Below are 12,414 nucleotides of genomic sequence, written 5' to 3'. Positions count from 1 at the left end.
TCGCCACCTCCTCACGTTCGTGCCGATGCGGCGCACACGATGCAGACTCGTGCCGTGGGCCTGGCTTCCAGCCGTGCCGCGCTGATCGGGTTCCCGCAGACTTCGCAGGTCCCGTAGGTGCCAGCATCCAATCTCTTCAAGGCGGCGTCGATCTCCTCGAGATGATGCTCCGCCTGCCTGGCCAGGGCTTCGATCTGCGACCGCTCGAAGGCGATGGTTGCCCCCTCGGGGTCGTGCTCGTCATCCGCGTTGGTGTCCCGCGAGGCCGCCACCACGGCCTCGAAGTCGCGAGTCAGGTCCGCCAGGCGTTGGAGTGCCTGCGCCTTCTGGGTCCCGAGTCGATCCCGCGCGCTCTGCATGTCGATCATCTTGTCGCGGTCCGCAAGGATGCGGCTCGGCCTACGCCACGCTGGAGAGATTCGCCCGCAGGCAGCCCTACGCTCCGCTGGGCGCCGGTCGGATCTCGTCCTGCAGCGCCTGGAGGAGTCGCTTGATCGCGGGTCTACGAGACGTGGCCTTGCGGTAGACGGCTACGAACCGTCGCGTGGGGACCTCGCCACGCAACGGGACCACCCGGACGGTGTCGGGCAGGGCGGGACGACCCAACCGTGGCAGCACGCCCACGCAGAGGCCGGCCGCCACCAGCTCGACCTGGGAGGCGTACTCCTCCGCTCGGAAGTCCACGCGCGGGTTCGTGGTGGCGCCCTTCAGCATGTCGATGATCCAGCGGGTGCAGATGCTGTCCGAGACGTCGGTGACCCACACGTCGCCGACGGCCTCGGAGAGATCGACGGATCTCCGCCCGGCCAGCCGATGGGCAGTCGGGACGACGAGGTCGACCGGGTCGTCGGCCAGGTGCACCGTCTCGAGACCCGCGGCGAACGTGATCCGGTCGTGCACCCAGTCGTGGACGAGCGCCACGTCCGCGCCGCCGGCGGACACGGCCTCCAGCCCGGGCTCGGGAGCCAGCTCCCTGAGCTGGATCCGCAGCGCCGGCGCTGCTTCGGTCAGGGCTCCGAGCGCCGGCGCCGCCACCCCCCGGATGGCCGAGGGGAAGCACGCGAGACGCAGGGTCCCGGTGAGCCCTCCCGCGAGCTCCTCGAGCTGACCTCGGGCGACCTCCCGTGCCGACTCGATGGAGACCGCCGCGTCGACCAGGACCAGCGCCGCGTCGGTGAGCACCACCCCGCGTCCGGCAGGTTCCAGCAGCGTCACGCCCGCTTCGCGCTCGAGCTTGCCGATCTGCTGGCTGACGGCCGAGGAGGTGTAACCGAGCTCGCGCGCTGCCGCGCCGACCGAACCGTGCAGATGCACGGCGTGGAGGAAGGCCAGCCGGGAGAGGTCGAACATGTAGCAACACTAACCAGTGCCGCGCATGAATCCGTTCTTGTCCTTACCAGTCGGAGCCGTGGACGATGGGCGCATGACGGCACTGGCGCCTCGGCCCTGGCTCCCCGACCACAGCGCGGCGTACGTCGGCTCCCTCGCCGCCGCCACCGCAGACGCTTCAGGTCCCGATCTGCTCGCCGAGCTGGTCCGGCTGGTCGAGCAGAACCGACAGATACACGACCGGGACTGCATCAACCTCAACCCGGCGACGAACATCATGAACCCTCGCGCCGAGGCGATGCTGTCGGCCGGGCTCGGGTCGCGGCCGTCCCTGGGCTACCCCGGGGACAAGTACGAGATGGGCCTGGAAGCCATCGAGCAGATCGAGGTCATCGCCGCCGAGCTCGCAGCCGAGGTGTTCGATGCGCGGTACGCCGAGATCCGGGTGCCCTCGGGGGCGATCGCCAACCTGTACGCCTTCATGGCGACCTGCGAGCCGGGCGACACGATCATCGCCCCACCCCCCAGCATCGGGGGCCACGTCACCCACCATGCCGGCGGTTCCGCCGGGATGTACCGGCTGAACACGATCCCCGCACCGGTGGATGCCGACCGGTTCACCGTGGACGTGGAGGCCCTGCGCGCGCTGGCCCACGAGCGTCGTCCGAAGGTCATCACCATCGGGGCCAGCATCAACCTCTACCCCCACCCGGTCGCCACCCTTCGCGAGATCGCTGACGAGGTCGGAGCCGTCCTGCTCTTCGACGCCGCCCACCTGTGCGGCTTGATCGCCGGAGGAGCCTGGCCCAACCCGCTCGAGCAGGGCGCGCACCTGATGACCATGAGCACCTACAAGAGTCTCGGCGGCCCTCCGGGCGGCCTGATCGTCACCAACGAGCCGGAGATCGCCCAACGTCTCGACGCCATCGCCTATCCCGGGCTGACCGCGAACTTCGACGCCGGCAAAGCAGCGGCCCTGGCCGTGACCATGCTCGACTGGAAGGCAGTCGGCAAGGAGTACGCCGCCACCATGGTCGAGACGGCCGCAGAGCTCGCGACCCACCTGGAACAGCGAGGGCTGTCGGTGTTCCAGGGCCACGACGGTCCCACCCGCTCCCACCAGTTCGCCCTGGCGGCGCACCAGTGGGGTGGTGGCCAGCACGCCGCGAAGCGCCTACGTCAGGCCAACCTGCTGGCTTGCGGCATCGGACTCCCGACCGAAGCCGTCGACGACGACGTCAACGGACTGCGCATCGGAACCCCCGAGCTGGTCCGGCTGGGCATGGAGCCGAACGACATGGACGAGCTCGCGGGCCTCATCGCTGACGCGTTGGCCACCGGCGCGGACCTCGCACGTGTCGCCACCGACGTCACGCGATGGCGGAGCCGCTTCTCCGGCGTCCACTTCATCGCCTGAGGTGCGTCAGGTCTGCTCACGCGGGGTGGCGACATCGAAGCGGAGGGCCGACGACGCTTCTCCCTTCCAGGGACGCTTCTCGCGGCCGCGCCAGACGTAGGAGCGGCCGTCGGGACCGCGGGTGTGCTGCTCGAGGATGCGCAGCTGGATGCCGGCCCGGGTGACCTCCTCCTCGTGCACGTCCTGGATGTCCGCGAGGAGCTGGCTCTTGGCCGCCCGGAGCTCGGTGGTCGCGGTGTCGAGCAGGCGCGCCTTGCGCAGCAGCCGGGGGCCGTCGACCTCGTGCACCGCGACCATCGGGGTCCAGGTCTCCGCGACCGGGGTGGCCAGGCGCCAGGCCAGATCGAAGTCGTCGGCGGTGTGCGTGTCGGGGAGGTCGAAGGCACTGCGGAACCACGGCCGGGTGATGCCGCGACCGGTCGGACCCATCACCTGCTTCTCGATCGACCACACCAGGTTGGCGACCTCGTCACGTTGGAGCGCCACCTCCTCGCGCGGGTCGGAGCTGAGGGCGCTCATCGCCGAGGAGAGTACGACGAGGAGCGGGTTGTCCCCCTCGGCGCCGGACCCCTCGGACGACACCTGGTTCGAGGGCTGGAACTGACGCCCCACGCCGTCGGCGGACTGGGAGGCGGTCGTCCCGACGAGGGTGGCGCCGCCGAAGGTGTCACGTACGACGACCCAGTCGACCCGCGCCACGCAGCCGACCGGCACCTCCACCGGCACGAGGAACCAGTCGGGGCTGAACACCACCGCGAAGTCGACGGCCAGCATCCGCGACAGGTCCGTCGGGCCGGCACCGACCCGCCCGAGCGCCACTGCGGCGTCCTCCATCTCCCAGAACCGGTCGGCCGGCATGCCGGGGTAGGTCAGCGGCGCAGGTAGCAGCGTGCGGATCCGCTGGCCGACCAGCGACGGGTCGGCGGCGAGGTCGTCGGCGGTGCCGAGGGAGACGTCCGGGGTGACGTCGCGGTCGAGGGAGTACCACTCGACGCCGGTGCCGTCGTACTCCGGCGCGCTGAGCACGAGCTCGGCATCGTCTCCGGGGAGAGGGGGTGCGGCGATGGAGAAGTTGTACTCGAGCCGTTCGCGGACCCACGCGGGCGAGAACCGGTCGTCCGCCGCGTCGCTCACGCCCCAGTCCTGCTCGAGGCCGGCCCCCCATGCCGTCACCTCGGTCGCCAGCGCGTCGGGGTCCTGCCCCTGCACCACGGCAGCCGGGAGGCCCGGGCCGCGAAGCAGCGTCAGCACCTTGGCGCCGTCGATGGTGCGGTTGGCCAGCAACGCGCGGTAGCGCGCGTCGTCGACGCTCTCCACCACGTCGGCGAGTGCGTCGGCCGTGAAGGTGGTGCCGGCGTCGGTCGCCAGTCGATCGGCGACCGCGCCCATCCCGGCAGCGACCAGCCGACGACGAAGAGACCGCCCGGCGCGAACGGCTGCGGTCCACGGCGTACCGCGTGGATCGGCGCCGAGCCGGATGACGGGTTCGCCCTCGACGAGCTGCTCCAGGGGGCCGGTGTGCTCGGTGATGGGTTGGGGCTCGCCTGGAGTGTCGCCGCCGTCAGCGCGGTAGCGCGAGAAGCGCGACCAGCTCGACGCGACGTCGACGGCCACCGGCGACCCGGCGTCGTCGCCGGTCAGCTCGCCGAGCTGGTACTGCCGCAGCAACAGCCACAGCGGGTCGGCCACCTCGGCGGCCAGGCCGACGTCGAGGTCGGTGGTCTGCGCGTGGGGTTCGATGCGGGCCCAGGTGACGAAGCCGTCCATCACGGGTTCACCTCCAGGAACCGGGTGGCGGCCATGGCCTCGAGGGTGAAGCTGAGCCCCTTGGTGAGCTCGCTCAACGACGTGGTGCGAGGGAGTCCGTCGCGCACGTAGGTGAGCGGCAGGAACTCGTCGATCCCGCTCCCGGCGAGGTCGTCGAGCTCCACGGCTCGCAGCTTGGCCAACGCGAGCGCCTCCGACGCGGTCTCGGCCAGCAGCTGCCAGCTCCAGGGCTGCGCCGGATCGGGGTGTACGGCGAGCAGGATGGTCTGGGGCGGCCGGGCGCTCGGGGCGTCGAAGTACGCCGCGACGCCGGTCGTCACGGTCGGAGCCGGCAGGACCTCGCTGACCTCGTCGACGACGAGGGCGGTCGCGCTCGGTGCCGTCACCAGTCCGGGCCGGCCGGCGGCCACGACGTGGGCGCGTGGTCCGTCGGGCCGGGTCCATGCCCGCAGCTCGTTGCCGCTGGCGGAGGGCTTCAGCTCGTCGGCCAGCCAGCCCTCGGCCGGCACGAGGGGCAGCTGGAAGGCCTGCAGCGACGCGAGGTCGCGACCGTCGGCCTCGAGGAAGAGCCGCAGGTCGTCGTACGCCGCCACGCTGCTGCGCACCCGACCCATCCGCGAGAGCCAGTCCTCGACCGCGAGGGCATCCACATCGGGCACGGCACAGTCCCCGAGCCCACTCTCGACGTCGAACGTCGGCACCACCGCCTGGCCACCGAGGCGACGGGTGATCGCGACCAGGCTGTCGACGGCCTGCGGAGCGGCGCACACGGCCTCCAGTCGCGCGGCACGGGTCTTCGCGTCGGCCGACGGCGGCTGCGGCATGCCCTGCGTGATCAGCAGGTCGACGTCGCGCAGCACGGTCGCCCCGGCCGACGCGACCCCGATCGCGTCGCGCGCGCTGACCTCGGCTCCGCGGTGCTTCGACCCGGGCAGGCCGAGGTCGCGGAAGGGGGTCATCAGGTCGGCGTCGAGACGGGCGTCGGCGAGCGTGTCCGGGTCGAGGTCCTCGGCCGCGTCGGCCACGGTCTTGATCGCCTGGGCCAGGTCATCGAGAGCGGTCGCGAGGCGGTGCGCCGTGGGCAGCAGGTCGCCGGCAGCGGGTCGCGCCACAGCGAGCACCGTTCCGGCGTCGGTCGAGGCGGCCTCGGCGGGCGGCACCAGGTCGGCGGGCAGGGCCGGACGCGACCGGGCCAGGACCTCGCCGGCAGCCTGGGCCAGCGAGAGCAGGCGTCCGAAGGCCTGTTCCTCGACGCGCGCCGCCGGGTCGTCCTGGGCCGCGACGAGCCGGTCGTGGAGGGGCGGCACGCTCGCTGCCCCTGCTCGCGCCTCGACCAGCACGTCGAGGGCGCACACGTCGAGGTCGTCGAGCCCGACCTGGTGGTCGCCGACCCTGATCTGCCAGTCGGCGGCCGCGCCGAGCACGTCCTCGGCCCAACGCTCGGTCGCGGGGGCGAGCACGGCGCGGGGTGCCGTGCGGGTCCATCCCGGCGTGCCGCCTCCAGGGTCGAGGACGACGACCGTGCGGTGCGTGAGGGTGACTCCCGACCTCGGCTCCCGGACGACGTCCACATCGGGCGGCGGGGTGCCGTTGGCGGCGGCCGTGAACGTGGCACCCGCTGACTCGGGCCGCCCGGTCGTGATCTGGTGCACGCCTTCGGCCACGAGGAGGTCGGCCACGCTCTCGACGACCTGGTCGAGCTGGGTGATGACCTCCTGAAGGGCGGGCCGGTGGTCGGCGTTCGTGCAGGTCGCCAGTGCCTCGGCCTGGTGCTGCCACACCTCGTAGCCGTCCACGACCTCCTCGGGCACGACGAGGTCGCTGCCCGCAGCGACGGTGCCGGGGTCGCCCTCCGTACGACGCTGGGGGAAGGCCGCTCGCAGGGCGGCGATCTCGGCGTACATGGTCCGGTCGGCGAGCAGCCGCTCCAGGCGGTAGCCGAGGACGGCACCGAGGGGCTGGCCGTTGCCGAGAGCATCGAGGACCTCGCGGCCGAGCCGGACCCGGCGCGAGGTCAGGTCGAGAGAGGCGAGGGACGACTCGTCACCGGCGTGGGCCAGCTCTCCCGCACGCAGCACCCCGGCCGTCCGCGCCTGCGCCAGCGACGGGGCGTGCACGTAGCCGACCTGTTGGGGCGGTGACACCAGTGGTGCGGGGGTGACCGAGTGGCCCGGCGAGCCTGTCCATCCGGCCGGAGCCTCAGGCACCACGGCAGACGGTCGGGGGCGCACGTCGGTGAGGATGCCCCAGGCGCCGACCTGGAGTCCGGTCGGTCGTGCGGAGCGCTGCTGGTCGAGGCGCTGGGCGGCCAGGGAGGTGTACCAGGCGTCCAGACGGGTGCTGGCGCAGGCCAGCGTCTCGCTGGTCAGGCGGGTGTAGTCGGCGTCGCTGAGCTCGGACTCGGCCAGGACCCGGAGGGCGTCGCGCGTGCCGGCGAAGCCGTTGACGTGCTCGTGCGGGAGGTTCAGGGCGCCGAGGAGGGCCGCGCGCTTGGCGTCGTCGAACACCTGGCTGGTGATCGTCTCGCTAGGCAGCTGCTGGGCCACGCCCGCCCCGGCGATCTCGGAGACGGTGCTGGTCATGGCCGTGGCGAAGGCGTGCGCCGCGGGCAGCTGCGTGGCCGCGACCTCGGTGGGCACGGACACGGCCTGGCTAAACAGCTCGAGGTTGGCGGCTCCGAGGATCCGGATGCTGTCGAGCTCGCCGGCCAGCGCCAGCGCGTGCTCGGCGAGCAGGAAGAGGAGGTCGTGCGGGCGTTCGTCCTGCTGTGGCTGGACGAGCAGGAACAGGTCGATGACGTCGCGGCACAGGCGCGAGAGATAGGTGGACGGGGACTCCCAGCCCTGCCGGTTCTTGTTCGTCCTGGCCACCGGCACCCGCATCGGCTTGATGCCGTTGAGGGCGAGCCATTCCAGCTCGGTGCCGTGGATCAGGTCACCGAGGGTCAGCGCCATCAGGTGGCGGTACGCCGGCAGGGTGATCTCGGCGTTGACGAGTCCGGTGGCCGCGATCGAGCGCACCAGCTCGGCATTGGACCCGTGGGCCTGTGCGGGGACGGGCGGTGCCTGGTCCATCATGAAGATGATGCTGGCCGCGCGTCCGACGACGTCGCGGACGGCGTACGCCCCCGGGTGTGGCACCGGCGACAGGCCCAGGATGCGGACCAGCTCGGTGGTGGTGTCGGCGACGCTGCGGAGCCGCGGCACCGCCTCGGCCACGGGCTCGAAGAACGCCCGGGCCACCCTGAGCACGTCGTGCAGCCGCGTCAGCTGCTCCGGCTCGCCGTCGGATCGGGTCCACCGTGAGGCAGGCAGGATCGGGAGCACGCCGTAGGGCTGGCGCCCGATGCGCAGGGTCGGCACCGGGCCGCGACCCCGGACGAAGGCACCCACGTGCTCGCGGACGAAGGGCATCACGGTGTCGAGCTGGTCGAGGTAGCGGTCGACCGCGGTCTGGTTGATGATCCCGTTGATCGACCCGGGGCGTCCCAGTGTCCCGACGACCTCGCCGATGGTGGCGGGGAACAGCGCGAGTGCCATGTTGCGGGCCAGCCACTGCTCGCGGCGGGAAGCGCCGTCCCATCCGGCGGTGACCCCGGCCGGCAAGCCGAGCGCAGCCTCGAACGTCGTACCGTCGGGTGCGCCGCCGCGCAGCGCCGACAACGCGGAGAACGGCGCAGATGCGGCCTGCGGGTTCACGACCTGGTCGTAGCCGGCGTACACGTCGCCGGTGGAGGTCCACCCGGAGGGCTGGTCGGTGAGGTTGTTGGTCGGCGTGCCCTGCGCGACGAAGCCGACCTTGTCGGTGCGGGCGTGCGCCGAGAGCAGGCCGGCGAACGCCTCGGCCTCGATGTCCGGCGTGCGTCCGGCGGCGTCCGGCGGTCGCGCCCCCACGACGACGAGGCGGTCGAGGCCGCGCCTGGAGACCGCCGACTGCGCTCCCGCCTGCACCTCCTGGACGGTGGCGAGGTCGATGACCGTGGCCATCCCGATGGCAACCGCGGCGTCGAAGTCCGTGGCCCACCTCAGGCCGTCGTCGGGGTGCAGGAGGTGGGGGTCGTCGGGGTCGAAGGCATCCTGGCCCTGGTCGCGCGACGGGCCGACCTGGAGGTCCGCGGCCGCTCGCGTGACGTGTTCGAGGAGGACCTGCTGCCCGTCGAGGAAACCGACGACCACCCACGAGTCGGGGAGCAGGGCGGCCGTCGCCGCCTGCTGGTCGCGGTCCGGCACCGGGTCGGCACCGGGTCGAGTCGCGTCGGCGACGTACGCCGTGCGGGTGGGTCCCACTCGCCGGGCCAGCACCTCCCAGGCGGCGCGGCGGCGGTGGTCCAGCGCGCCTGGCACGGTCTTCTCGTCGTCGGTCTCCGGCGCGGCCTGCGCGGTCCAGAAGTCGGCGCCGGCCTCCTTGTCGACAGCGGTGAGGCCGGGCTCCGAGGTCGCCACGGAGATGTCATCGGGATAGATGCGGACGCGGAGCACCGGGATCGGAACGGCGGTGCCGTCGGGCAGCGTCTCGTCGCGGGTGCCGTACTTCGTCTCGAGGCGCACCGGCACGAGCGCGACGGGGAGGTCCTGCTGGAGGTCGGACCAGAGTCCGGGTGGCGGGGTCGGCATCGCTCACTCCGTCGGCAGGTAGTCGGGGGCGCGCAACAGCAGCCGGAACGGGCGTTGGAAGAGGCTGGCGCCGACGACCGCGCTGCTGTCGTCGGCGAACACCGCGGCGGGAGTGAGGTGGGCGATGGCGGGCTGGATGCCTTCCCAGCTCCAGTCGTCGGTGACGGTGTAGGTGCGTCCGGGCGGGCCTCCGGGATCGGCGTTCCTGGGCGGCTGCGGATCGGTGTTCTCGTCCAGCCCGAACCTCGGCTCGTCGTGGGGCTCGAGCAGCGAGATGTACCAGCAGTGCCGCCGGTTGTCGGGGGCGACCTCGGTGCGCAACCGCGCGATGGGGATGTCCAGGGCGACGTAGGTGACGTCCTCGCCGAGGAAGCCGCGGAACAGCTCCTGGGCGATCTCGTTGTCGCTGGTGAACTGCGGATCGTTCTTGTCGGCCGAGGCGGTGCCGTGCTCGGCGCTCACCAGCGTGGAGGGGTAGCGCCGCAGCAAGTCACCCTTGATGACCACCATCGTCAGCTCGTGGCGCTTGCCGGCCGGGCCGTGGTCGGGGAAGTCGCCCACCCAGGTGTCCATGCTCGCGATGTCGGGGTCCGGCGCCCCCCAGAACTTCGCGAAGCAGGTGCCACGCAGATCGGTGGGGTAGCCCCGCCACAGCAGCTCGCGTGCCATCTCGTGGTTGGCACCGGCGAGGAAGGCCTCCACGAACCGCCAGTTCACGGCCAGCAGGCAGATCGAGTTCGGCGGCAGGTCGCGGACTCCTCCGAGGATCCAGTCCTCGTCGAGCGCCCGCAGCCGCTCGACCTGCGGTTGCGGGAACCGGGGCGAGGCCATCGCCGGGAAGTACGGCGACCTGGGCCGGCGTACGACCAGGCTGCTCCAGCTCGGGTGGGCGTACTCCAGCATCCGGCCGTACGCCGCCCGCGGCTCCAGAGCGTCGACCATGGTCTCCCGGGTCGCGAGGTCGAAGGTCGCCAGCGACGGCGGCACGATCCGGGCGTCGATCGGAGTGCGGTCGGCGGCCACCCCGTCGAAGACCTGGCGCACGATGGCGCGGTCGTCCTGGGCAACCTCGCCGACGACGTCCTCCAGCGTGGGCGAGGTGATGCCGAGGTTGGTGAGCGCGGCCGACCGGAGCGCGTTGCTCGCGTTGAAGACCTGGGCACGCTCGGCGGTGACACCGACGGCCTCGGTGAACACGCCCAGGGTGGCACCCAGCTGGTCGGAGATGCCTATCTGCACGCTGGCGGCGCCGAGGTCGATCCGTGCCTTGCCCGCGGCCTCGTTGTCGGTGATGGCGAAGGCGTTCATGGCGGCGACCGTCGCCATCGAGACCATCGGTCTCTCGGCGTCGGGCAGCTGGGCGATCTCCTCGCTCACGTCCGGACGGAAGTGGTGCGCGCGGGCCGCGACCGGCAGCTCCTCGACGACACTGCCGAACTGCGAGGCCTTGCGCCTGCTGATGAACACGTGGACCGGACCGTGGTCGATCTCCTCCGGCCCGTGCGCCGGCTGGACATCCTCGAACCGGGTCGCGATCTGGGTGACCTCGGCGGGGACGTCGCGGATCCGTTGCAGCAGCTCTCCGGGGTCAGCCCCGCCCTGCTCGCGTACGCGCACGGCCAGGTCACCGGTGTCGAGGACCTGGCCCAGCACCCCGGGATCGATCGCTCGGGGGGTGGTGAAGCGACTCGGCAGCACCGCGGCGTCGCTGGTGCGGATGGACTCGACGGCCGTGCCCACTGCGGTGACCAGGGACGTCGGGTCGTCGGCTCGCAGGTCGGCGCGGACGCCGTAGCGCGCCACCTTGGCGAACGTCGAACCCAGGACCTCGCGCGGCAACGTGGTGGCGTCGACCGCAGCTCGCACCGTCGTACCCGGATCCTCCAATACGCGTGCGAAGGCAGGGGCCGTGACGCGCAAGGCGCTGGCGGCCGACGCGCTGCCCAGCCGGTCGTGCACCACCAGCGCAGCCTCGGAGAAGAGGCGACTCCACCGCATCCGTGCGTTGGCCGCGAGCACGGAGGAGAGCTGCGACCAGGCGTCGGTCATCAGCGGCTCCTGGTCCTGCTGCACCACGCGGGTCCCCATGCCGGCGGCCATCCGGAGGTAGGGATCGGCGTTGAGCTGCTCGACCCATGTCTGCGCCTCGCGCTCGCCTGCAGCAATCTCCCGCAGCGTCGGCTGGTCGGGCTCGCCGTCGAGGGAGGTGACGCAGGCCGGCCACTGCCCGTAGAGCGGCGGCCCCACCACCGGGGTCTCCTCGGCAGCGCCGGCCACGATGTCGAGCAGCTCCTTGATCCGGCGGTGCAGGGCGTCGGCCTGCGGCTCGGCCGGAGACCCGACCGACAGCGGGCCGGCGACGTCGTCCCTGGCGATCGCGGTCGGGACGTGGTGCACGACGGAGGGGAACAGGTCCGGCGGGTCGTCGCGCTGCATCAGCGCGGCCCGCGACTCGATGGTGACCAGTCGTTCGCCGAGATGTTCCAGGCTCGGGCCGGTGATCCCGTGCAGCTTGCGGGCCAGCGTCTCGAAGTCACCGGCCGGCCCGGTGCGGAACCGCCACGAGTCGTAGACCGGGAGCACGAGTCCGCCCGCCGGGGTCCAGAAGGCGGTGCTGGCATCGCCCTCAAGGTCGCCGAGGCCCACACGACGGCCGGCCTCGTACGTCGGCAGCAGCACCGCCACGTAGTCGTGGTCCGGGGCCAACCGGGTCGGGCAGACCAGACGCGAGCGGATGTTGGCCGCCACTGGCTGGTCGCCCCGGACGGCGGCCTTGGCCCCCTCAGCGTCGGCGTCGTGCACCTGAACGTGGGCCCACGCCCACGCGTCGGCCGGCGACGGCACCGCGGCCGGACCGCTGAGCTTGAGCACCGGGTTGGGGCTGCCCGGGCGCACACTGACCTGCATCACGGTGCGATCGACGACCGCGAGCATCAACCACGGGTCGAGCCGCTCGTCCCGGCCGGGCGCGACCTGGGCCGGGCTGAACATCCAGGGCAGGTCAGGGTGCGCGAACTCGATGACCGCGAGGTAGTTGGGCTCGAGGTTGTGGCTGTCGGGACGCGGGGACCGGCGCACGATCTGGTCGCTGCTCACGCCCTCGACGTCGCCGGGCCCGAGCACCGCCATCGGTGCCGAGTCGGCGGGCATCGTGCTCGGCGTCGCCTGGCCCTGCCGGTTGGCGGTGACGGTCACCGAGGTCGTCACGAGGCGCCGACTGCCGACCTGTCCGGTGGTCTTCCCGGCGCCGACACCGCGGCGTGACCACGACACGAACTGGAGGCTCAT

At 72.2% G+C, this 12,414-nt stretch carries 6 protein-coding genes; 1 reads left to right on the top strand and 5 read right to left on the bottom strand.

The genetic code is table 11. The features are described from left to right. Window positions 1-11: 11 nt before the first annotated feature. Both H976_RS0120045 and H976_RS0120040 read right to left on the bottom strand, forming a co-directional pair. Window positions 12-368 carry a TraR/DksA C4-type zinc finger protein gene (locus H976_RS0120045; RefSeq protein WP_231389002.1) on the bottom strand — a complete coding sequence of 119 codons (357 nt, stop codon included), beginning with the start codon at window positions 366-368 and terminating at the stop codon, window positions 12-14. A 67-nt stretch (window positions 369-435) separates the two neighbouring features. Continuing rightward, complete coding sequence (locus H976_RS0120040) at window positions 436-1,350, bottom strand: LysR family transcriptional regulator (RefSeq protein ID WP_027862989.1); 915 nt, start codon at window positions 1,348-1,350, stop codon at window positions 436-438. Window positions 1,351-1,423: 73 nt separating this feature from the next. Here H976_RS0120040 and glyA point away from each other — a divergent pair, with 73 nt between their 5' ends. Further along, window positions 1,424-2,746 (top strand): serine hydroxymethyltransferase, encoded by a 1,323-nt coding sequence (gene glyA, locus H976_RS0120035; RefSeq protein ID WP_027862988.1) that lies wholly within the window; start codon window positions 1,424-1,426, stop codon window positions 2,744-2,746. A gap of 6 nt (window positions 2,747-2,752) precedes the next feature. Here glyA and H976_RS0120030 read toward each other — a convergent pair whose 3' ends face one another. From H976_RS0120030 to H976_RS0120020, 3 genes are read right to left on the bottom strand one after another with little or no spacing between them, the layout of a single operon-like run. Next, window positions 2,753-4,513, bottom strand: a complete 1,761-nt coding sequence (locus H976_RS0120030; protein ID WP_027862987.1) for a hypothetical protein — start codon at window positions 4,511-4,513, stop codon at window positions 2,753-2,755. Further along, window positions 4,513-9,126 carry a hypothetical protein gene (locus H976_RS0120025; RefSeq protein ID WP_027862986.1) on the bottom strand — a complete coding sequence of 1,538 codons (4,614 nt, stop codon included), beginning with the start codon at window positions 9,124-9,126 and terminating at the stop codon, window positions 4,513-4,515. The genes H976_RS0120030 and H976_RS0120025 overlap by 1 nt, the downstream gene beginning before the upstream one ends. Before the next feature lie 3 nt (window positions 9,127-9,129). Next, on the bottom strand, window positions 9,130-12,414 hold the full coding sequence (locus H976_RS0120020) for a hypothetical protein (protein ID WP_027862985.1): 3,285 nt from the start codon (window positions 12,412-12,414) through the stop codon (window positions 9,130-9,132).

It is taken from the genome of Marmoricola sp. URHB0036 (genome assembly GCF_000426045.1).
Lineage (GTDB): Bacteria > Actinomycetota > Actinomycetes > Propionibacteriales > Nocardioidaceae > Marmoricola.
This window is presented reverse-complemented; position numbering and strand designations above follow the sequence as displayed.

Coding starts and splice junctions, on each gene's coding strand:
- H976_RS0120045 (WP_231389002.1), bottom strand. CDS start 368: ATGATCGACATGCAGAGCGCGCGGGATCGACTCGGGACCCAGAAGGCG.
- H976_RS0120040 (WP_027862989.1), bottom strand. CDS start 1,350: ATGTTCGACCTCTCCCGGCTGGCCTTCCTCCACGCCGTGCATCTGCAC.
- glyA (WP_027862988.1), top strand. CDS start 1,424: ATGACGGCACTGGCGCCTCGGCCCTGGCTCCCCGACCACAGCGCGGCG.
- H976_RS0120030 (WP_027862987.1), bottom strand. CDS start 4,513: ATGGACGGCTTCGTCACCTGGGCCCGCATCGAACCCCACGCGCAGACC.
- H976_RS0120025 (WP_027862986.1), bottom strand. CDS start 9,126: ATGCCGACCCCGCCACCCGGACTCTGGTCCGACCTCCAGCAGGACCTC.
- H976_RS0120020 (WP_027862985.1), bottom strand. CDS start 12,414: ATGAGCCTCCAGTTCGTGTCGTGGTCACGCCGCGGTGTCGGCGCCGGG.